Origin of the sequence: Streptomyces sp. B21-083, from assembly GCF_036898825.1 — a bacterium.
In the GTDB taxonomy this organism is placed as follows: Bacteria; Actinomycetota; Actinomycetes; order Streptomycetales; family Streptomycetaceae; genus Streptomyces.
This window is the reverse complement of record NZ_JARUND010000001.1, coordinates 319,186-340,904: the sequence shown is the minus strand read 5'-3', so window position 1 is coordinate 340,904 and position 21,719 is coordinate 319,186. Positions and strand designations below refer to the sequence as shown.

The following is a 21,719-nucleotide window of genomic DNA, read 5'->3' as shown; positions in this document are numbered from 1 at the left end:
CCCAGAAGTCGAGAAGCGCTTCAGAAGTTGAGGAAACTGAGGCTTGAGTAGATGCGGCGACCGGAGTCCTCGTACGGGTTGCGGCCGTGCAGGAACCTGGTGTTGTCGATGAAGGCCAGATCGCCGGGGACCCAGGGGACCTCCTCCGTCACTCCCATGATCACCTCCATGATCCTTTTGATGTCGGCCTCCGGTATCGGGGTGCCGTCCTCGAACGCCATCGCGTCGCCGAGGGTGTTCTCCCGCTCGGTCATCAGGCTGTTCGCGAACGCCTTGTGGCCGCCGTACTTCGTGGTGACGACGGCGGAGACCACGTACTCCAGGTACACCGACCGGTCGTCTGCGAGGTGGTACGACACACCGTCCAGCCCGTCCAGCGTGCCGCGGAGGTCGTCCAGAGTGGCGTCGCCGCCGAGGAACAGCTGCCACTTGTCCTCTTCGTACTTCTGGAAGAACCGGATCTTCTTGGCCTCGAACAGTTCCCTCAGGTCGGGGTCCAGCCGCTCCCACACCCGGACCCCGTCCCACAGCAGCGTCTCGCCGCCGTCCTTGGAGGGGGTCCGGCAGCAGAACCAGAGCGCGTCGGGCCTGAACGGCGAGTTCGCCTGCTCGGCGTGCGGCTCGACGAACCCCTGGCCTTCGAGCACCGCCTGTACGTACCCGTTGCTGCCGGGGACGGTCGGGCGGATGCGGTCGCGGTTGAAGCGGCTGGAGAACCGTGAGGCGAAGGAGTGCATCCGCGTCGGGTCGGAGACGTCGTAGCCGCGGAAGACCAGTGCGCCGCACCGCTTGTAGAGGTCGCGGATCTCGTCGGCCGGCAGCTCGAACAGGTCGACGTCCTGGCTTCCGGAGCGTTCGACGAGACGGGTCGAGCCGTCGCCGAGTGCGGTGTGTTCGATTTTCATGTCCGCCTCCCGGACTGTCGTTTCGGGTTCACCGGGCGTCCAGGAACGCGACGAACCGGCCGATGGTCGGGTACTTGATCATGTCGGTGATGGCGAAGGACTTCCCCGAGCGCTGCTTGAACTGGTTGTAGACCTTGACGACGGTGAGTGAATCGCCGCCCATCTCGAAGAAGTTGTCGTCGGCGCGGACGGAGTCCAGGCCCAGGGTGGCCTTCCAGACGTCGGCGAGTTCGGCCGCCAGGCCGGTGAGCGCGGGGTCGTTGCCGGTGAGTGCGGCGTCGTACGTCTTGGACACGGTGAGCGCCGCGCGGTCGAGCTTGCCGTTGGGCAGGCGCGGCAGCTCGTCCACAAGCTCGATCAGCGACGGCACGGCGAAGTGCGGCACCCGGGTCCGGAGGAATTCGTGCAGCCGCGCCGCCGAAACCCCGTCGCCGCGCGGCACCACCTGTGCGACGAGCCTGCGGTGGCTGTCCGTGCCCTGCTCCGCCCCCGCCAGCGCGGCTTCCACCTCCGGGTGCTCGCGGAGCGCGGCCTCGATCTCGCCCGGCTCGATGCGGTAGCCGCGAACCTTCAGCTGGTTGTCGATGCGGCCCAGGAGCTGGATGGTGCCGTCCGGCAGATACCGGCCGAGGTCCCCGGAGCGGTACAGAACGCCGTCTGCGAACGGGTCTTCGACGAACCGCTCGGCGGTCAGCTCCGGCCTGCCCAGGTAGCCCTGGGAGACGCCCGCGCCGCCGATGCAGAGTTCCCCCGGCACCCCGGCGGGGACCGGCTGGGCCGCGCGGTCGAGGAGGCGGATTCGGGTGCCCGGGATCGGCCTGCCGACCGGGACCTGGCCGGGCAGGTCCGATGGGCCGCAGCGCTGGACGGTGCTCCAGACGGTCGCCTCGGTCGGGCCGTACTCGTTGAACAGGGCGGTGGCGGGCAGCTGTTCGCGATGTCGGCTCACCAGGTCCTGGTACAGGGGCTCACCGGCCAAAATCACACAGGTCAGCGACTCGGTGTCGGCGGGTTTCGTCTCCTGGAGGATCAGTTCGTACAGCGACGGCACGCAGAGCAGATGGGTCGGCCGGCTCTCCGCCAGGGAGCGGCACAGCACCGGGATGTCCCCCACGGTCGGCGGGACGAGGAGCGTACCGCCCGTGGTGAGGGTCCAGTAGATGCCGGCGACCGAGCTGTCGAAGGACAGCGACGACAACAGCAGGTACCGCTCCGGCGGGCTGTCGTACCGGCTCCAGCGTGCGGTGGTGGAGGCGACGAGGTTGGCGTGGCTGACCATCACGCCGTTCGGCCTGCCGGTGGAACCGGAGGTGAACATGACGTAGGCCAGGTCGTCCGGGGAGCCGGTGGACTCCAGGTCGTGGTCGTCCTGTGCGGCTTGATCGGGTCCGACGCGGTCCAGCAGGAACCGCTGGGCGGTGAGGTCGGGGAGGTCCGCCGCGACCTCGCTGTCGGTGAGGACCGCGACCGGCGCCGCGTCGGCGGCCATGGCCTCCAGTCGGCGGCTGCCGTACGCGGGGTCCATCGGAAGATACGCGGCGCCCGCCTTCAGCACGGCCAGCAGGGCGACGAGCAGGTCGGCCGAGGGCCGCAGCGCGATGCCGACGAGTGCCCCCGGCTGGATGCCGGACCTTCGCAGCCATCGCGCGAGCCGGTTCGCGCGCGCGTTCAGCTCGCTGTACGACACCTCGCCGCTTTCCTCGGCCACCGCCACCGCGTCGGGGGTGCGGGCTGCCTGTTCCTCGAACAGCCGGTGGATCGTGCCGCCCGTCTCAGGCAGCGCCTCGGTGGCGTTCCCGGTCCGGACGAGGCTGCGCAGCTCCGGTTCGGGGAGGAGCGCCAGTTCGGCCAGCGGCCGGTCCGGGTGGCTGACGGCGTCCGCCAGCAGGGTCAGGAAGTGCGTACCCAGCGCCTCGATCGCGTCGGCCGCGTACAGGTCGGTGCTGTACTCCCAGACCCCGCCGAACGCGTCCCCGTCCGTGCGTAGTTGCAGTACCAGGTCGTACTTGGCGACGCCGATGTCCACCTCGTCGGGGGTGATCCGCAGGCCGGTCCGCTCGCCGCCGCCGTCGCGTGGTGCCGGGGCGTTCTCCAGCACCAGCATGGTCTGGAACAGGGGGTTGTGGCCGGGGGAGCGCTGCGGCCCGATCGCGTCGACGACGCTGTCGAACGGGACGTCCTGGTTGTCGTGCGCGGCGATGACGGCTTCCCTGGCCTGCCCGAGCACGTCCGCGAAGGTGGCGTCCGCGTCCAGACTCCCGCGCAGCACCACCGTGTTCGCGAAGAACCCGATGACCTTCTCCAACTCCGGGTGCTCACGTCCGGCCAGTGCGGTGCCGACCACGATGTCCCGCTCTCCGGTGTACCGGTGCAGCAGCGTCTGGAGGGCGCCGAGCAGCACCATGAACGGGGTGGCGCCATGCTGTCCGGCGAGGTCGGCGACGGCGCGGCCGAGGTCCGCCGGGACGGTGAAGGGGAAGCGCGCGCCGTCGTGCGTGGCGACCTCCGGACGCGGCGCCGCGATGGGGAGTTCGAGCAGCGCCGGGATGCCGGCGAGCTCCCGCCGCCAGTGGTCGAGCTGCGCGTCCAGGTCGGGTCCGCCGCTGCGGCGGCGCTGCCAGTCGGCGAAGTCCGCGTACTGCGTGGCGGGTTCGGCGAGCGGGGACGGTTCGCCCCGGCTGAACGCGGCGTACAGCTCGGTGAGTTCGAAGCGGAACAGGTCGGTCGACCAGCCGTCCGTGACGATGTGGTGCGCGATCAGCACCAGGACGTGTTCGCGCGTGGCGAGCTTCAGCAGCGACACCCGCAGCAGCGGGCCGCGCGCCAGGTCGAACGGCTGCCGGGCCCGCTCGACGATCGCCGCGCGCGCCTGTTCTTCCCGCCGGTCCCCGGGAAGACCGGTCAGGTCGGTGACGTCGAGGCGGACCGGCCGGGGTTCGCCGATGAGCTGTACGGGGCCGTCCGCCGAGTCGGTGAACGTGGTGCGCAGGGCTTCGTGCCGCCGGACGATCTCGCTCAGGCAGTCCCGCAGCACGGCCGTGTCGAGGTCGCCGGTCAGCCGCCACCCGGCGGTCTCGTTGTAGGTCGGCAGCCCTGGACGGATCTGGTCCAGCAGCCAGATGCGCTGCTGGGTGAGGGAGGCGAGTACCGGGGCGCCGGGTCGCCGTGCCGGTATGCCGTCGCGTCCACCGGCCCTGGGCCGCTGCCGGAGCGCGGCGAGCAGGCGTTCCCGCTCGGCGGGAGAGAGGTCTTCTGCGGAGGGATGTGTGTCCGTCATGGTGTCGTTCCCAATCCTCAGCTCTGGAGATGTCCGTGGGCAGCACCCGCGCTTGGTCAGCTCCCGGCTCTGACCTGCCTGATCGCCTCGGCGACCGCTTCCGGGTCCGCGCCGCTGATCAGCGCGTCGTCCACCGCCCTGGCCATGCCCCCGACGGTCGGGTGCTCGTACAGCGTCCGCGCGGGCAGGTGGACCTCGAAGGCACTGCGTACCCGGGTGACGAACTGGCTGCCGAGCAGCGAGTCGCCGCCGAGCCGGAAGAAGTCGTCGGTGACGCCGATGCGGTCGATGCCCAGCAGCGCTTGCCAGATCTCCACGAGCATCCGTTCGGTGGTGGTGCGCGGCGGGACGTACGCGGTGTCCAGCTCGGGCCGTTCCTGTTGCGGGGTGTCCGCGCTCCCGGTCGCCGCCAGCTCCTCCAGGTACAGCTGGGACAGGTCCTGGCGCCGCTCGTCGAGTACGTCGAGGTAGTCCGAGCTGGTGACGTAGACCTGCGGAAGTCCGCTGTCCAGCGCCCGGCGAAACGCCTCGACGCCCTGCTGCGGCAGGATGCCGCGCTGCGCGAAGTCGGCGAGCTTGAGCCGCTGGAGCACCTGGGGTCCGGCGGCGTCGTACGCCATCCCGGAGCCCTGCCACACGTCCCAGTTCACACAGGTGACGAAGCGGTGGGCGGACGCCTGTGAACTGTGCGGGAAGGAGTCGAGGAAGCAGTTCGCGGCGGCGTACGCGGCCTGCCCGAACCCGGGTCTGCGCGCCGAAAGCGAGGAGAACAGCACCAGGAAGTCGAGGTCCTTGTCCCGAAACAGTTCGTGCAGCACCAGCGTGCCGGTGACCTTCGGTGCGAGCACCTTCTCGAAGTCCTCGGCGCTCTTGTGCGCGAGCGCGCCGTCGCCGAGCAGTCCGGCGGCGTGCACGACCCCGTCGACCGGTCCGAACCGCTCCTCGGCGGTCCGCACCACCTCCCGCATGCGGTCCGCGTCAGTGACGTCGGCACTCATCACCAGGACGTCCGGCCGGCCGTCGTACCAGGCGTCGCCGGTATGGCGACCACGCTCCGAGCGTCCTACGAGGACGGTCTTGGCGCCGACCTCCTCCACCAGGTGCCGCGCGAGGGCGGAGCCGATGGTGCCGAGGCCCCCGGTGACGAGGTAGACCCCGCCGGGCCGCAGCATCCGCGACCGAGGCGTCCGCTCCAGCGTGAGGGGTTCGACGCTCTCCACCCACCGGTGCGGTCCCCGGTAGGCGACGACCTGATCGCCGTTCGCGGCGAGGATCTCGTCGGCGAGCTGGCCCGCGGCCGTGGCGGGGTCCGCGGTCACGGCGACGTCCACGTTCCTGCTGGTGACGCCGGGGAACTCCAGCGGGATCACCCGGCAGGGGCCGAGCAGCAGGGACTGGCCGGGGCGAGTGCGCTCTCCCACCACGTCGTGCGCTCCCGCGGTGACGACGGTCAGGTCGACGGGGTGCGCCGGTCCGGCCCGGTCGAGGGCCTGGGCCAGCGCGAGAAGGCCGCGCCACCGCCGGCGTGCGGTGTCGTCGTCCTCGGCGGTCAGCCCCCACAGGTGCACGATCCGGTCCACATCCGTGCCCAGTTCGGCCAGCACCCGCTGGTGGTCCTCGGCCTTGTGCGGCCGGACCTCGAACAGCGACTCGTCCCGCCTGCGGTATCGCGAACCCTCGACGACAGCGACCACGCGCTGTCCGCGCTCGCCCAGCAGACGTCGTAACCCGGTGTCCACCTCGGACGGACCACCGAGCACGAGCCAGGTCTCCGAACGCCCGGCAGCCCCCCGGACGGTGGCGGTCCGCTTCCAGGACGGGACCCGGAACCACTTGTTGACATCGTCCTGTTTTCGCAGCGCCGCCGCTCCCGGGTTCCGGGCGACGAACACGTGGTGGCCGAGCGCGTCGTCCTCCGGTACGGCGGTCACGTCCGCGAACTCGGCACGCAGCGCGTGTTCCCAGCCGGCGCGGGAGAGGAACGGCTCGCCGCGCGTGCGGTCCGGGTCGGACACCTCACTCATCAGCAGGCCGTACGTGAGGGCGAAGTCGAGGGTCGGCGTGGTGATCTCGGCGAGCAGGAGCAGTCCGCCGGGGGCCAGCAGCGACCGCGCGTGCTCCAGGGTGCGGCGCAGGTCGCCGGTCGCGTGCAGCACGTTGGCCGCGACGACGACGTCGTAGGCGCCGCTCTCGAAGCCCTGTCCGGCCGGTGGCTTGTCGATGTCCAGCCGTGCCGTGCCGAACCAGGAGTGCTCGGCGTACCGGCGCGCCGCGTGGGCGACGAAGGCGTCGCTGACGTCGGTGAACACATAGTGATGGTCACGCCCGTCGGCGGCGAGTTCCCGGACGACCTGGCCGGTGGTGATCCCCGTGCCCCCGCCGATCTCCAGCACCCGGAGCCCGCCCTCGGCGCGCCCGGTCGCGAGGACGCCGGAGACGGCACGCCGGATCACCGCCGCGTACTCGGTGCCGAAGATCCCGCCGGGTTGGGCGAACGCCCGCTCCAGCAGCGGGGTGAACAGCTCGACGGGATCGGCCAGTCCACGTACCACGTCCACCAGCCCGGTCCCGCACCGCCGCACCAACTCGACCTCCGGACCACCGGACCAGGCCTGACGGGCCAGGTCCAGCAGCTCACCCGGTGAGCCCGCCTCCGGCGCCACCTTCCTGCGCCACTCCGCCACCAGCGACCGATAGCCGGGCAGGACCCCCTCGCCGTCACCCAGCCGGCTGAGGGCGTCAGCCAGATACACCGCGCTCAGCCGCTCCAGCAGATCCGTCTTCTCCCGCCGCCGGCCGAGATCGTCCGCACCGACCCGCGCTGCTGCCTCCGCCCGACCCTCCCGCACCGCCGCCTCGAACGGCTCCTCATCTCGTACGACGACCTTCAGCGGGTGGTCGATCCAGTGCCGCCGCCGTTCGAACGGGTACGTCGGCAGGGGGACCCGGCGGCGCCGGGCGCCGTGGTGCAGCTTCTCCCAGTCCACGTCCACACCGGAGCACCACAGCGACCCGAGCGACCTGAGAAACACAACGTCGTCCGACTCGTCGTCGGAGGCGGACCGGCGCGGCAGGGCCGCCGAGGCGATCCGGTCCCGGTCCCCGCCGGGGTGGCGCCGGGCCAGGCTGGTGAGGACCTCGTTCGGGCCCAGCTCGACCAGCATGTGACCGGTGTCCTGGAAGACCCGGTCGAGGCAGTCGGCGAAGCGCACCCGTGAGCGCAGGTGCGTCACCCAGTACCCGGGGTCGGTCGCCTGCTCGTCGGTGAGCCAGGTGCCGGTCACGCCGGACAACAACGGCACCCTCGGCGGGGTCAGCGTCATCCCGGCGAAGCGCGCGGCGAAGGGTGCGAGCGCCGGTTGCACCATCTCCGTGTGCGAGGCGTACGAGATGCGCAGCACCGTCGCGTCGACATCCCGTCCGGCCAGCACCTCCCGCAGCCGGGCGATCGCGTCCCGGGGACCGGCGACCACGCAGGACGCGGGGTGGTTGACCACCGCGACCGACACACCGGGCCCGAGGAGCGGCTCCACCTCGCCGGGACTCAACGGGACAGCCATCATCGACCCGTCGGGCAGACCCTCCAGCACCTGACCCCGGGCGACGACGACGGACAGCGCGTCCTCCAGCGTGAAGACCCCCGCCACGGCCGCGGCGGCGTACTCGCCGAAGCTGTGCCCGACCCCGGCCGCCATCGGCACCCCGTAGTGCTCCAGCGTTGTCGCCAGCGAGAACTGGACGGCGAACAGCGCGGGCTGCGCGTTGCGGGTCTGGGTGAGGAGCGCGTCGTACGCCTCGGTCCGGCTCGCGTCGCCCGGGTAGAGCAACTCGCGCAGGTCCAGACCGTGTTGGTCATGCAGGAGCCCGAAGCAGCGGTCGGCTTCGGCACGGAAGACTGGGTCGGTGACGTACAGGTGGCGGGCCATGCCGACGTGCTGGGGGCCCTGGCCGCTGAACAGGAAGGCGGCCCGGCGGCCCTCCTGGAAAGCCGGTCCGGTGTCGTCGTCGGACGACCGGTCCAGGGCCCGGATCAACTCGGCGGCGGTGCTGCCCGCGACGGCCCGGCGGTGAGTGAAGGGGCGGCGGCCGCGTTGCAGGGTGTACGCGATGTCCGCGAGGTTCTCCGGATCGCCTCGGAGCTGTCCGCGTAACTGTTCGGTACGGCGTTCCAGGGCGGCCGGGGTCCGTGCGGAGAGGGGGAGGAGCTGGGCGCCGCTCTGCGCGGCGGCCGCTTTCTCCGAACCGGCTTCGTCCGAGCCGGCGGGCGCCTCCTCCAGTACGACATGCGCGTTCGTCCCCCCGATCCCGAACGAACTCACGCCGGCCCGCCGAGGCCCCCCGTCCCGCTCCCACACCGTGGTCTCGGTGTTCACCCGGAACGGGCTCGCCGCGAAGTCGATCGCCGGGTTCGGCCGCCGGTGGTTCAGGCTGGCGGGGATCTTCCTGTTGCGCAGCGCGAGGGCGGTCTTGATCAGACCGGCGACGCCGGCCGCCGCGTCCAGGTGGCCCACGTTCGTCTTGACCGAGCCGATCGCGCAGAACCCGTTCGCGTCCGTCCCTGCGCGGAACGCGTCGGTGAGCGCGGCGATCTCGATGGGGTCGCCGATGACGGTCCCGGTGCCGTGGGTCTCGACGTAGGTGATGGTCCGGGGGGAGGCCCCGGCCAGGGCGTGCGCCTCCTGGATGACGGCCGACTGGCCCTGGACGCCGGGTGCCGCGTAACCGACCTTCCGCGAACCGTCGTTGTTGACCGCCGACGACTTGATCACGCAGTGGATGTAATCGCCCTCCGCCACGGCGTCCGCCAGCCGTTTCAGTAGCACCGCGCCCGCGCCGCTGCCGATGACGGTGCCGTCCGCATCCGCGTCGAACGCGCGGCACTGCCCGGCGCGGGAGAAGATGCCGCCCTCCTGGTGGAGATGTCCGGCCTGCGGTGTGCGGACGGAGACGCCGCCGGCGAGCGCAAGGTCGGACTCGTGCGAGAGCAGCGACTGACAGGCTTGGGCGACGGCGACCAAGGAGGTCGAGCACGCGGTCTGCACCGTCATGCTGGGACCGCGCAGGCCGAGCTTGTACGACACGCGCGTGGCCAGGGTGTCGCTCTCGTTCCCCAGCAAGGTCCGCTGGAGGTGGGCGGGTTCGAGGAACTCGGGACGCGCGGCCACATGGCGCAGGAAGTAGCTGTTCCAGCCCGATCCCGCGTAGACACCGACCGGTCCGGCACAGTCCTTCGGGTCGTACCCGGCGTCCTCGAAGGCAGCCCACGCGCACTCCAGGAACAGCCGGTGCTGCGGGTCCATCAGTGCGGCCTCGTGGGGACTCACGCCGAAGAACTCCGCGTCGAAGGACTCCACACCGGCGAGGACGCCGTGCACCCGCACATAGTCCGGGTGGTCCAGCAGGCGCGGATCCTCCCCGGCGGCGAGCAGCTCACGGTCGGTCAGGGGTACGACGGCTCCGGTCCCGGATTCCAGCAGGGACCAGAACGAATCCGGGTCATCAGCTTTGGGAAATCGGCACGAAATGCCGATGATCGCGATCTCGTCAATCAAGCCACCGGGAGTTTCCACAGATAACCTCATCGCTTTTACGCAAGGAGATCAACTAACTATCACACACTTTTATCCCGGGCTAGATCCCTGATGACCAATCCTAAATTTCCGGCCAGGCTGAAATTGGGTAGTCAATAGGCATCTGGAGCAGTTATATGTCACCTAATGCGCTGTTATGTTCCACGCTGCACGAGGGGTGATCTGGACCACTGTGCACACGGATCGACCGTCGTAACAGCTGTTCGGCAGCCAATAAACGGCGTATTGACAGGTACTGGCGGGCAATGTCAAGGTCAAAATGAAATCGCCGATATCGCGTTCTGTGAACATTCCGTGAACGCCGAAGAAATCGACAGACAGCGGGGTCGGAGATGAATGGGAACGAAGTCGGGCCGACCGCTTTACAGGAGGCGGTGTGGTGGGTGTGCCGACGGGTCGGCGACCCGTCCGTCTACCACATTTCCTGGCGGCTGGCCTGCGGAGCACCCCTGGACCTCGCGGCGCTGCGCGCGTCCTGGCAGGCGGTCGTGGACCGGCACGAGGCGCTGCGCTGGTCGGTCGCCCACGGCGCGAACGGCCTGACGGCCACGATCCAGGACGAGGTCCCGGCACCCGTGCGGCTGATCGAGCCGGACGCGCAAGGTTCCGTCCCGGCGGACGTGCTGCTTCGGGCGATCGCCGAGGAGTCCCACCGTGAGCCGTTCGACCTCGGCCGCGCCCCGCTGGCCCGGCTGACCGTGGTGCGCGTCGGAGACCGCCACGAACTGATCCTCACCGTGCACCACATCGCCGTGGACGGACTCGGGACGCAACTCCTCTTCACCGACCTCGCCGAGGCGTACGACGCCGTACGGCACGGCGGGCGGCCCGTGTTCGCCGCGGAGGCAGCTTCTTGGCGCGCGTTCGCGCGGGAGGAGCGGGCCACCCGCGACACAGGCGGCTGGCAGGACGGCGTCGACCACTGGCGGACCGTCCTGGAAGGTGCGAAGGCGGCGACCGTGGCCGCCGACCGCGGCGTGTACGCGGGTACCGGCGGTGCCGGGACCACCCTGCGCCACACGTTCAGCGAACAGGCGGTCCGAGGCCTCGCGGCGCTCGCGAAAGAGGCGTCCGCGACCTCCTTCGCAGTCGTCCTCGCCGCGCTCCAGATCCTGCTGGCCCGCGCCGGAGCCGGGGACGACGTGGTGATCGGCACCGTCGCCGCGAACCGGTTGGGCCCGCGCGAGCAGCGGCTCGTCGGCTACCTCGTCAACCAGTGCCTGATCAGGACGCGGGTGACCCAGGAGGACACCGTCTCCGAGGTGGTGGGCCGGGCGAGCGAGGCGGCGTGGGAGATGTTCGCCCACCAGTCCGTGCCATACCCCCTGGTCTTCTCCGCGCTCCCCGAACCGACCCGGTCCGCGCTGGGCGACATCGCGCCGGTCATGCTCAACCACCTCGGCGCGATCGGCAGCGGGCTGCGCCTCGGGGACGTCGAGCTGACCCAGTGCCCGAGCCTGAACATCGCCTCCCGCACGGACATGGGCATCGCCTACTGGCACACCGAGGGCGGCGGTCTCATGGCCGAGGTGGAGTACAGCACCCTCCGGTACGACGCCGACACCGCGCTGCGGCTGCTGCGGGACCTGGACACGGTCCTCTCGTACGGCACGACGCCCGGGGCGCGGGTGGGGGAGATCCGGGTGGGGACGAGAGCGGTTCTGGCGTACGCGGATCAGCGTGCGCCTGCCTCGCTCCCGGACCGCTCCGAGCCCTCCTCGGGCGCCGAGCGCGATGTCCGTGACGTGTGGTCGGACGTCCTCGGCTGCCCGCCCGCCTCCCTCGACGAGGACTTCTTCGAGGCGGGCGGCCACTCGCTCACCGCCGTCCAGTTCGTCGCGGCCCTCACCGATCTCACCGGTACCCCCCTCGACCTCGCGACCTGGCTCGCCGATCCCACCCCGCGCGCGATCCTGGCCCAGCTCGACGCACCGGACACGGCGGACCGGCCGTCCACGGTCGTGCGGCTCCGACCCGGACCGGGACGCCACCTGCACCTGTTCGCGGGTGCGGCCGGATCACCGCAGGACTACCGGGAGTTGATCGCCGCGCTGCCGCCCGACTGGCGGGTCACGTTCTCGCAGGAGCGGGAACCGCGGACGGAGGCCGAGACCGCCGTCCCCGCTATGGCCGCCCGCTTCCGCGCCGACCTGGACGCCGCCGAACTGCGCCCGGACGTCCTCGCCGGGTGGTCGATGGGTGGTCAACTGGCCTTCGAGGTCGCGGTCGGCTACGACGAGCGGCCACCGGGCGTGGTCCTGATCGACCCGCCGCCCCCGGTCGGCGCCGCGCTCACTTTGGAGCCGCTGGCGGACTTCGTCGCGACGGTCGGCCTGGCACTCGGCGTGGACGACCCGGCGGTGACCGTCCCGGCCGGCACGGACCCGGAGTCGGCGGAACACCTGCCCGACGCCCTGCTCCTGCTCTCCGCACAGCTGCGTGCCGCCGGACACGACCTCCCGCACGGCCTGATGGCCGACCGCTGGGCGACCTACGAACGGCACTACCGAGCGGTGGCCGCGTACGAGTCCGACCGGGTACTCGCCGCCCCCGCCGCACTGCTCGCCGCAGACCTCACGGACCAGGGAGTCACTGTCTGGGCGGACCGCTTCAAGCACGACCCCGCCATCGCGCGCCTGGCCGCCGACCACTACACGGCCCTGCGCGCACCGGCAGTCGATGTGATCGCGACGACGATCGAGGAGATCGCCGAGGCATCCACGCTGCCAGACACCACCGGCCGGCTCTAGCCAGGAGCTGTCTTCACAGCGGGCGGCCCACGCTGTCGCATCTCCCCGCAGCGGCTGGTCCCTGCGCCGTTCCCCGACATGGTGCTTCACGTCAGCGCGTCCCGCAGGGCCCTGCTGAAACGGTGTCGTACGGTCTGCCGTCGCGGTCGCCCACGTCCGCGACGGATCTCACCGGAACCGGCGATGCCGCCGGTAGGGCCGAAGGATCCGAACCAGTTCCGGGAATCAGGCCGCGACGAGCTCCTGCTCGTGGTCCGGCGTCTTGACCTTGGGCTTCTTGTTCGGCAGCGAGAGCCGGAAGACCTTGTGCCACGCGGAGAACACCTGCTTGGGCAGCGGCCCGGTGACGTACTCCAGCTCGTACTTGTCGAACAACGCGCGCACCTTCACCGCGACCTCGGCGTACCGGTTGCTCGGCAGGTCCGGGAACAGGTGGTGCTCGATCTGGTGCGACAGGTTGCCGGTCATGAAGTGCATGGCCTTGCTGCCACTGATGTTCGCCGAGCCCATCATCTGGCGCAGGTACCACTGGCCGCGCGTCTCGCCCTTGATCGACCGGCGCTCGAAGACCTGCACGCCCTCGGGAAAGTGCCCGCACATGATCACCGAGTGGGTCCAGATGTTGCGGACCAGGTTCGCGGTGAACGTGGCGGCGAGCGTGGTGAGGAACGACGGGCCCGACAGCAACGGGTGGATGACGTAGTCCTTGAGCACCTGCTTGCGGATCTTGCGGCCCACGGCCTTGGCCCGCGCGCGGAACTCCGGGTTCTTACGGCGGCGCTTGTGCAGGTTCTTGCCGAGCTCCAGGTCGTACGCTGCGATGCCGTACTCGAAGAAGCAGGCGTTGAGGAAGTTCCACAGCGGCTGGCCGAGGTGGAACGGGTGCCACCTCTGGTCCTCGTCGACGCGCATGATGCCGTAGCCGAGGTCGTTGTCCTTGCCGATCACGTTGGTGTACGTGTGGTGCAGCTCGTTGTGCGAGTGCTTCCACTGCTCGGCCGGCGAGACGTGGTCCCAGTCCCAGGTGGTGGAGTGGATCTTCGGGTCCCGCATCCAGTCCCACTGGCCGTGCAGGACGTTGTGGCCGATCTCCATGTTCTCCATGATCTTCGCCACGGACAGACCGGCGGTGCCGATCAGCCACGCGGGCGGGAAGATCGAGAACAACAGCACGCCCCTGCTGACCAGCTCGAGCTTGCGCTGCGCCGAGATGACCTTGCGGATGTAGGCGGCGTCTTTCTCGCCGCGGCTCGCGATCACCTCGTCGCGGATCGCGTCCAGCTCGCGGCCGAGCTCCTCGATCTGCCCCGCGGTCAGGTGGGCGGTGGGGTCGATGGCGGTCAAGGTGTTCCTACCGTTCGATGTCGCAGGGGCCCGCCGCGGCGGACACGCAGGTCTGGATGAGGACGCCCGGCTCGGCCTCGGTGATCTCGCCGGTGCGCAGGTCGCGGACGGCGCCCGCCTTGAGCGGTGTGACGCAGCCGAAGCAGATGCCCATGCGGCACCCGGAAGGCATGAGCACGCCGGCTTCCTCGCCGACGTCCAGCAACGGCGTGGCCCCGTCCGCGTCGACGGTCTTGCCGGTGGTGCTGAACGTGACCTCGCCACCGTCGCCGGCGACGGCGATGCCGGGGCGGAAGCGTTCGGTGTGCAGGCGCTCTTGGACGCCGTGCTCGGCCCAGTGCTCTTCGGCGGCGTCGAGCAGACCCGCGGGTCCGCAGGCCCAGGTCTCGCGCTCGGCCCAGTCGGGCACGAGTTCGTCGAGACGGGCGATGTCGAGCATGCCGTCTGTGTTGGTGTGCAGCTCGGTGAGCCGCAGCTTCTTGTCCGCGACCAGGTCGTGCAGCTCGCTGCGGAAGATCACGTCCTGCGGCTGTGGCGCGGAGTGGACCATCACGACATCGTCGAACTCGATGTCGCGCAGCATGCCCATCACCGGCGTGATGCCGCTGCCGGCCGTCAGGTAGAGCACCTTGGCGGGCTTGGCCTCCGGCAGCACGAAGTCACCGGTCGCCTGGTCGAGCTGGATCAGCGTGCCCGGTTTCGCCCTGCGGACCAGGTGATTGCTGACCTTGCCGTCCGGGATCGCCTTCACGGTGATCGTGACGCGGCCGTCCCGGCGGTCTGTCGGTGAGGTGACCGAGTAGGCACGCCACAGGCGCACACCGTCGACATCGACCCCGATCCGCACGTACTGACCGGCTGTGTGGCCGCGCCAGCCCCGTCCCGGCCTGATAACGATGGTCGCGGCGTCACCCGTCTCCGGGTGCACGGCCTCGATCCGCCCACGCAGGTCAGCGCCCGCACGCAGCGGGCTGACCAGGTCGAGGTAGTCCGACGGCAGCAGCGGCGTCGTGACCATCTCCAGCAGTTTCCAAGCCCTACTGCGGAGGGCTGCACTCGTCATGACTCCAGCTTGCTGTGCCTCAGGGCGTAAAGTCCTGTCCGTAGGACGTGAATCTGGTCGGCTGAATTGTTCGCAGGGAACAAGAAAATGAACCATGCAATCCGTAGGGCCACCGAACTGTCCCTGGATGAGGCGACGGTCACCGCAGTTCGGGCCGCGCTGAAGACCACCGCCGACGAGGTCGTCCAGGCGATCATCGACGAGGTCCCTCCATACGCCAACGCCCTTTCGGGCCGCATGGGCGGCGCCATCCGCCGAGCCGTCCGCACCGCCCTGGGGCACTACCTGGACCTCGCGAGCGGGAACGCCACGGGCGGCGACGCCGGTGACGCGGCCTACGAGCTGGGCCGAGGCGAGGTACGCGACGGCCGTTCGATGGACGCCCTGCTCAGCGCCTACCGCGTCGGCGCCCGCGTGGCCTGGCGATGCCTGGCCGCGGGTGCCGTACCCGCGGGTCTGCCCGCCGCGGAGGTCGCCAAGTTCGCCGAGCTGACCTTCGCCTACATCGACGAGCTCTCCGCAGCGAGTGCCGCGGGTCACGCCGACGAACTGGCCGCCCGGGGCCGGGCTCATGAGCGTCACCTGGAACAACTGGTCCGCGACCTCCTCACCGGCGCGAGCCCGGACGTGCTGCTGGCCTCTGTTCAACGGGCCGGGTGGCAGCCTCCGGTTTCGCTGACCGCGGTCCTGCTCCCCGCAGACCAGGCCCGGCCTGTCTACCGTGCGCTCGACCCCAGCACCCTCGTCCTCGACGATCTGCCGGACGCCTTGGGCGTGCTGCTCGTCCCCGACGCCGACCGATCCCATCTCTTGAGACAGCTGACCGACCGCACCGCCGTGGTCGGCCCGGCCCGGCCATGGACTCGTGCGTCCGCCTCGTACGCACGAGCCGTTCGCGCACGCTCCCTCTCCCCTGATATCCGCGACACCGAGGACCACCTGCCCGAGCTGGTGCTGAGCGCCGACATGGACGCGTTCGCAGACCTGCGCGCCCGGGCCCTCGCACCGTTGCGGACCTTGCCTGTCGCGACCGCGCGGCGGCTGGAGGAGACGTTGCGGGAGTGGCTGCTGCACCATGGCAGGCGGGACGAGGTGGCGGCGGCGTTGTTCGTCCATCCCCAGACCGTCCGGTACCGGATGTCGCAGTTGCGGGAGCTGTTCCCGGATCTGGGGTCGCCGCACAGGGTCCTTGAGCTGACGATGGCGGTCGGTCTTCGGGGCAGCTGACGCGCCTTCGACCGCGTCCGCGAGCGGTCCAGGAATCGTGCCCCGTCCGCCGAAAGCATGCCGACGGGACGCCCGTACCCCGAGTGATCTGTCCGATGCCCGCTGGGAGGTGGTCGAACCGGTGCTCTCTGCCTGGCGCTTCGAGCGCGGTGGCAGGGCCCCGGACATCGGCCGGCCGCCCGAGCACGGCCGGCGCGACACCATGGACGTGTTCTTGTATGTGGACCGAACCGCTGCCGGCACCCTGGCCGGTACCTTCCACGCCAGAGTGGCCACGCCACGATCAGCGACCACTTGATCAACGTGCCTGCCCGCCTGGCCCGCTCGGCCCGCCGCCTCACCCTCCACCTGCGCGAACCCACAGATCAGCCGCCAGACATCCGCAACGTCATTCGCACCGGGGAATCGACAGGGCAGACCCGATTGCATTTCTTTCCGGCGATTCATCGGGACATCGGAGCGCACCGTTCACCAGGCACTGCTGCTTGGTCATGAAGCCTCTGGAACGCCCCCTAACAAACAGCCGGTCTGGTGGAAGACCGGTCATAGAAGAAGATGCGCCCGCCCTGTGGAAACAGACCGGGAGCGCGTCATTTGGGGTGGTTCGAATTTCTGCCGGGACAGTGGGAGCGAGGGCGGGTTCATCATTTTTTCGGCCCTCATTCTTCGCAGCCCGGCCCGCTCAGTGGGAACGTCGGCGTAGTCCTGGCCCCGTCGGAAAGCGGTCTTCAGATCCATCCACGAACACGTTCGCTCCAGCCGAGCCACGCTCGTTACTGAGCGATGTCCTTCACGATGCGGGTGGCTGCGGCCCGGCCTTCGGGCGTGGGGGTGAGCGGGTAGACGTGCACGGCGCCCGCGCAGACCGTCACGTCGAGCGGTGCCCCCTCGGCGGCTGCGCGGTCGCGCAGGCGGCACACGTCGGGGTAGAAGATGTCGCGCGTGCCGATGAACACCGCGATCGGCGCGAGACCGGTGAGTGGGCCGTTGATCGGGCTCAGGCGCGCGTCGGACGGATCGTCGCCGCCCGCCCAGGCGTGGCCCATCTCGACGAGGCCGGCCGGGGACAACCACGGGTCGTGCGGTGCGACGGCTTGCACGGCGGGTTGGCCGAGCGTGAGGTCGAGCCAGGGAGAGATCAGGACGATCCGGCGGGGCTGCGGTAGACCTGCTGCCGGGAGCTCTTGGGCGACGCCGAGCGCGAGACCGGCGCCGGCCGAGTCGCCGGCGAGGGTCACCGCTGCGGCGGGCAACTGCTCAAGGAGTTGCCGGTACACCTCGCTCACCAGTGGATACGCCTCGCGGTAGGTGTGCTGCGGGGCCAGGCCGTAGAGCGGCACCTCGACCCGGACGCCTTCGTCGGCCAGCGCGCCGACCAGGGCCCAGTGCTGCTTGGTGATCTCGCTGGTGTACGCCCCGCCATGCAAATACACCGCACCGCGAGTGGCTGCTTCATCGCGTGGCTGGACGGTCCAGCAGGCGAACCCGGCAACCTGCCGCACGGACATGTCGTGGCGCCGCCGCAGCGCGGCTGGCGGCTGTCCGGACCTCTTCGGCTTGCGCATCCTTTTCTGGGCGCGCGCCGCGGTCGACGAGCCGGGCTTGGCGGTGACCCGCAAGAGCAGGGCGACGGCACGCATCGCGATACTCATTCAATCCTCCAGGGAACGATGGCGTACCCGCATCCACCCCACCGGCAACGCCAGACGCACCTCGGTCGGACTCACCACGCTGACGTCAGGGCAGCGCTACCGCCACGCGGGTTGCGTCCGTCGGTGTCAGTGAAACCGGCGCTGAGCTGCACAGGGTCCACCATCTTGCCTCGTGCCTCGCCCGAACGGTAACTCACTTCGTGTCTCTGAGCGCCGGAGAGAGGGGGATGCCGCGTCACTCACGAGACCGGCGAACCGGACCGATCCCCATCGCGCGACGCCCCTGCTCCCGAGAGCGCCCCGCGCTTGCGTGACGAGTACGCCAGTACCGGGCTGCGCGCTACGTCGCCACTCACGAAGGGGGGCCCGCCTGAAATCCTGGAAAAATCTTCCGTCGCGCCCGCTGCAGACCACAGCCCACACCACATGACGTCAATCACCAGAGCTGTCCTCACCCTGGAGCGGCACCGCTGAAAACCCTCAGCGACCGTCGGCGAAGCGGGCGGTGAGTTCCCGCTTCAGCACCTTGCCGCTCGGCCCGAGGGGGAAGTCCTCGACGAACTCCACCAGGCGCGGGTACTTGTGCGCGGCGACTCGCTGTCTGCTCCAGGACACGATGTCCGCGGCCAGCGTCGCGTCCGGGTCCGTGCCTGGCCGCGTCCGCACCACGGCACACACCTCCTCGCCGTACTTGTCGTCGGGGACACCGATGACGGCGACCTGGGCGATGGCCGGGTGGCGCATCAGCACGTCCTCGACCTCGCGCGGATAGACGTTGTAGCCACCGCGCAGCACCATGTCCTTCTTGCGGTCGACGATGGTCAGATAGCCGTCGGCGTCCTTCACCCCCAGATCGCCCGAGCGGAACCATCCGTCGACCAGCACGGCCCTGGTGGCTTCCGGCCGGTTGAGGTAGCCGGCCATGACGTTGTGGCCGCGTACGACGATCTCCCCGACTTCCCCGGCCGGCAGCAGCGCGATACGGTCCTCGACGTCGGCGGCGGCGATCTCCGCCTCCACGCCCCAGATGGGGCGCCCCACCGTGCCGGGCCTGCGCGGCCACGCCTTCTGGTTGTACGCCACCACCGGCGAGGTCTCCGTAAGTCCGTACCCCTCGTAGATCGGGCAGCCGTAGACCTCCTGGAACTCCTCCATCACCTTGACCGGCAGCGCCGAACCGCCGGAGAAGGCGCGGTCGAGGGCGGGGCGGCGGGCGTCGTGGGTGGCGGCGTCGAGGAGGGCCAGGTACATGGTCGGGACGCCCATGAACACCGTGCAGCTCTCGGTGACCATGAGGTCGAGCGCGCCGGGGCCGTCGAAGCGGCTCATGAGCACCAGGGTGCCGCCGGCCAGGAAACAGGCGCTCATGACGCAGGTCTGGCCGAAGGTGTGGAACAGCGGCAGACAGCCGAGCAGTATGTCGTCGGGGCCGAGGTCGAACGGCGAGCGCATCGTGGTGCTGACGTTCATCACCAGGTTGAGCTGGGTGATCAACGCGCCCTTGGGCCGCCCGGTGGTGCCCGAGGTGTACAGCACCAGCGCCAGGTCCTCGGACGCGCGCGGCACCAGGCGGTCGAGGGGCGCCGCCCGTTCGGCGAGGATGTCGAGACGTGGCGGGCCGTCGTCGGTCGTACCGTTCTCCACCATGACGGTGAGCAGCGGAACCCCGGCCGCCTCGGCCGCTTTGGCGCCTTCGGTCAGCATCGGGGCCGCGCACACCAGGGCCTTCGCCTCGGAGTCGCTCAGCACGTGGACGATCTCGTCGGCGCGCAGCAGGCCGTGTACCGGGACCGCCACGGCTCCGAGCGCCAGCACGCCGTAGTACACCATCGGGAAGTGCGGTGTGTTCGGCAACAGCAGGGCGACCCGGTCGCCCGGGCGCACACCGTGGTCCCGCAGCACCGCCGCGTACCGGCGGGTGGCGTGCCAGAGCCCGGCGTAGGTGATCCGTTCTGAGCCGAAGACGAGCGCGGGGTGGTCGGGGCGCCGCTCCGCGGACTCGGCCAGTACGGACGCGGCGGTCAGTGTCATGCCGCACCGCCGTGCCGTGCGGCCAGCGTCTGCTTGTCCGGCTTGCCTGCACCGGTGAGGGGCAGCGCGTCGTGGAACGTCACCGCGTCCGGTACGTGCTTCGGGGACAGTTCGGCAGCGACGTGACCGATCAGCGTCCCGGAGTCGGCGGTGCCGCCCGGCCGCACCACGACGGCGGCGTGGATGTGCTCCACGCGGTCGTCGTCGACCACGCAGTACACCGTGGCCTGGGCGATCTCCGGATGGGTCAGCAGCGCGTTCTCCACATCCGTGGGACGGACCTTGATGCCGTTGGTCTTCATCACCTCGCCCATCCGGCCGTGCAGGCTCAGAAAGCCGTTCTCGTCGACGGAACCGAGGTCGCCGGTGTGCACCCAGCCGTCGCGGACGGTCGAGGCGGTCAGCTCCGGTTCGCCCCAGTAGCCGAGCATGGTGAACGGGCTCCGCACGCAGACCTCGCCGATCTCGCCGGGTGGGACGTCACGGTCGTCGTCCAGGTCGCGGATGCGTACCTCCGTGGTCGGGCGTCCGACGGTCCGGCGGAGTTCCGGGTCGAAGTGGTCCGGCGGCCTCAGGATGCTGATGGGGCTGGTCTCCGTGGTCCCGTAGATCTGGAGCAGCACCGGGCCGAACACCTCGACCGCCTCGGCCAGTCGGGCCGGGGCCGCGGGGGAGCCGACGTAGGTGATGACCCTGATGCTCGACCGGTCGGTGGCGGCGAGGTCGGGGTGGTCGACCAGCATGTACAGCTGCGGCGGGGTGATCGCCAGCGCGGAGACGCGGTGCTGTTCCACGGCCCGCAGCACTTCGCCCGCATCGAATCCGTCGTGCAGGACGACCGATCCGCCGGAGGCGAGCGCGAGGTCGACGACGGAGCCGCTGGAGTTGCTCACCGGCAGGGTCGACAGGTACACCATGGGTTCCGGGGACTGGAGGCCCAGGTTCGCCTGGAGGTGGAGGCTCCGGACGCGGTACGACATCATGACAGCCTTGGGGCTGCCGCTGGTACCGCTGGTGCATATCACCACGGCCGGCTGTTCGGGGTCGGCCTCGACGGAGTCAAGGTTGAAGGCGTCCGGGTCACCCGACGAGAGGTCCAGGACATCGGGACCGAGGGTGCCGAGCGCGGCGAGACGGGGTGGCTCGGATAGCCGGTCGCACAGCTCGCGGGCCGCGTCGAGGTTCTCCTTGTCGACGGCGAGGAAGGTCGCCCCGGTCCTGCTGAGGATCTCCTGCCGGGCGGTGGCGGCCAGCTGGTCGTTGGGATCCACCGCGTTCGTGGAGTGCAGGTGGACCAGGGAGGCCCCGGCGAGGTTGGCCGCGTAGCGGAGAATGACGGTTGCCGGGCTGTTGGTGACGGTCAGCACCGCAACAACCGGATCCTTCGTAATCAGAGCTCGGTGTTCCGCAAAGTGCCGCCGCAGGAGTTCCGCCGCCGCGAGAACCGCCCTGGAGAACTGGCCCGCGGTGAACTCCTCACCCTCCCGCCACAGGGCAATCCGGTCGGGATCGGACACCAACGACTCAAGCACCCGACGGGCGTAGTTCTCGTTCGAAGACATCGGAACTCCACTTCGCAGGCCCGTTTGCCGGTCGGTGCAGGGTTACATGATCGTGAGAGCTCGGCAACAGATTCCGAGCGTCCGTCAAAAGACTAGGAAAATAACCAGAGTTTGCTTTGGTGACTTCACTGTCCGGCGACCTTGGGTAAATTGGATGCAGACCGCGACCGACGATATGCAGACGCTACTTCCATGCCCCTCCTCTGAACCGAGGACGGCAATGCCACGTGACTCCCCGCGCGATTCCGCCAGTGACGCCTTCGCGCCGGGGGAGAGCAGAAGTCAGCCGTAGCCGTGCGGGTTCAGTCGTTTGACGC

10 protein-coding genes and 1 pseudogene are annotated in these 21,719 nt (G+C 70.0%); 3 read left to right on the top strand and 8 right to left on the bottom strand.

What is annotated here, in order from left to right:
* Positions 1-20: 20 nt before the first annotated feature.
* From QA861_RS01580 to QA861_RS01570, 3 genes are read right to left on the bottom strand one after another with little or no spacing between them, the layout of a single operon-like run.
* Positions 21-905, bottom strand: a complete 885-nt coding sequence (locus QA861_RS01580; RefSeq protein ID WP_334586355.1) for a TauD/TfdA family dioxygenase — start codon at positions 903-905, stop codon at positions 21-23.
* Positions 906-933: 28 nt separating this feature from the next.
* Positions 934-4,182, bottom strand: a complete 3,249-nt coding sequence (locus tag QA861_RS01575; protein ID WP_334586354.1) for a non-ribosomal peptide synthetase — start codon at positions 4,180-4,182, stop codon at positions 934-936.
* A 56-nt stretch (positions 4,183-4,238) separates the two neighbouring features.
* Positions 4,239-9,734 (bottom strand): type I polyketide synthase, encoded by a 5,496-nt coding sequence (locus tag QA861_RS01570; RefSeq protein WP_334586353.1) that lies wholly within the window; start codon positions 9,732-9,734, stop codon positions 4,239-4,241.
* 371 nt (positions 9,735-10,105) lie between these two features.
* Here QA861_RS01570 and QA861_RS01565 point away from each other — a divergent pair, with 371 nt between their 5' ends.
* Positions 10,106-12,523: a condensation domain-containing protein gene (locus QA861_RS01565; protein WP_334586352.1), complete on the top strand. Its 2,418-nt coding sequence runs from the start codon at positions 10,106-10,108 to the stop codon at positions 12,521-12,523.
* A 225-nt stretch (positions 12,524-12,748) separates the two neighbouring features.
* Here the strand turns inward: QA861_RS01565 and QA861_RS01560 are convergent, their stop codons facing one another.
* Complete coding sequence (locus QA861_RS01560) at positions 12,749-13,867, bottom strand: fatty acid desaturase family protein (protein ID WP_334586351.1); 1,119 nt, start codon at positions 13,865-13,867, stop codon at positions 12,749-12,751.
* A gap of 7 nt (positions 13,868-13,874) precedes the next feature.
* On the bottom strand, positions 13,875-14,930 hold the full coding sequence (locus QA861_RS01555; RefSeq protein WP_334586350.1) for a ferredoxin reductase: 1,056 nt from the start codon (positions 14,928-14,930) through the stop codon (positions 13,875-13,877).
* A gap of 87 nt (positions 14,931-15,017) precedes the next feature.
* Here QA861_RS01555 and QA861_RS01550 point away from each other — a divergent pair, with 87 nt between their 5' ends.
* The gene (locus QA861_RS01550; protein ID WP_334586349.1) at positions 15,018-16,157 is read left to right on the top strand and encodes a PucR family transcriptional regulator; all 1,140 of its coding nucleotides are present in this window, start codon (positions 15,018-15,020) and stop codon (positions 16,155-16,157) included.
* 37 nt (positions 16,158-16,194) lie between these two features.
* Positions 16,195-16,421: pseudogene (locus tag QA861_RS01545) on the top strand (hypothetical protein); the annotation flags it as partial.
* A gap of 509 nt (positions 16,422-16,930) precedes the next feature.
* Here QA861_RS01545 and QA861_RS01540 read toward each other — a convergent pair.
* From QA861_RS01540 to QA861_RS01530, 3 genes are all read right to left on the bottom strand, one after another.
* Entirely contained in the window at positions 16,931-17,809 is an 879-nt protein-coding gene (locus tag QA861_RS01540) for an alpha/beta hydrolase fold domain-containing protein (protein ID WP_334586348.1), read from the bottom strand.
* A gap of 480 nt (positions 17,810-18,289) precedes the next feature.
* Positions 18,290-19,840 (bottom strand): long-chain-fatty-acid--CoA ligase, encoded by a 1,551-nt coding sequence (locus tag QA861_RS01535; RefSeq protein ID WP_334586347.1) that lies wholly within the window; start codon positions 19,838-19,840, stop codon positions 18,290-18,292.
* A complete protein-coding gene (locus QA861_RS01530) occupies positions 19,837-21,402 on the bottom strand; it encodes a class I adenylate-forming enzyme family protein (protein ID WP_334586346.1) in 1,566 nt (521 codons plus the stop codon). Before QA861_RS01530 ends, QA861_RS01535 begins: the two co-directional genes overlap by 4 nt.
* Between the last annotated feature and the right edge of the window lie 317 nt (positions 21,403-21,719).

What these genes read in the sequence shown, in the direction of transcription:
- QA861_RS01540 (WP_334586348.1), bottom strand. Translation starts at nt 17,809, where the DNA reads ATGAGTATCGCGATGCGTGCCGTCGCCCTGCTCTTGCGGGTCACCGCC.
- QA861_RS01565 (WP_334586352.1), top strand. Translation starts at nt 10,106, where the DNA reads ATGAATGGGAACGAAGTCGGGCCGACCGCTTTACAGGAGGCGGTGTGG.
- QA861_RS01550 (WP_334586349.1), top strand. Translation starts at nt 15,018, where the DNA reads ATGAACCATGCAATCCGTAGGGCCACCGAACTGTCCCTGGATGAGGCG.
- QA861_RS01555 (WP_334586350.1), bottom strand. Translation starts at nt 14,930, where the DNA reads ATGACGAGTGCAGCCCTCCGCAGTAGGGCTTGGAAACTGCTGGAGATG.
- QA861_RS01575 (WP_334586354.1), bottom strand. Translation starts at nt 4,182, where the DNA reads ATGACGGACACACATCCCTCCGCAGAAGACCTCTCTCCCGCCGAGCGG.
- QA861_RS01530 (WP_334586346.1), bottom strand. Translation starts at nt 21,402, where the DNA reads ATGTCTTCGAACGAGAACTACGCCCGTCGGGTGCTTGAGTCGTTGGTG.
- QA861_RS01580 (WP_334586355.1), bottom strand. Translation starts at nt 905, where the DNA reads ATGAAAATCGAACACACCGCACTCGGCGACGGCTCGACCCGTCTCGTC.
- QA861_RS01535 (WP_334586347.1), bottom strand. Translation starts at nt 19,840, where the DNA reads ATGACACTGACCGCCGCGTCCGTACTGGCCGAGTCCGCGGAGCGGCGC.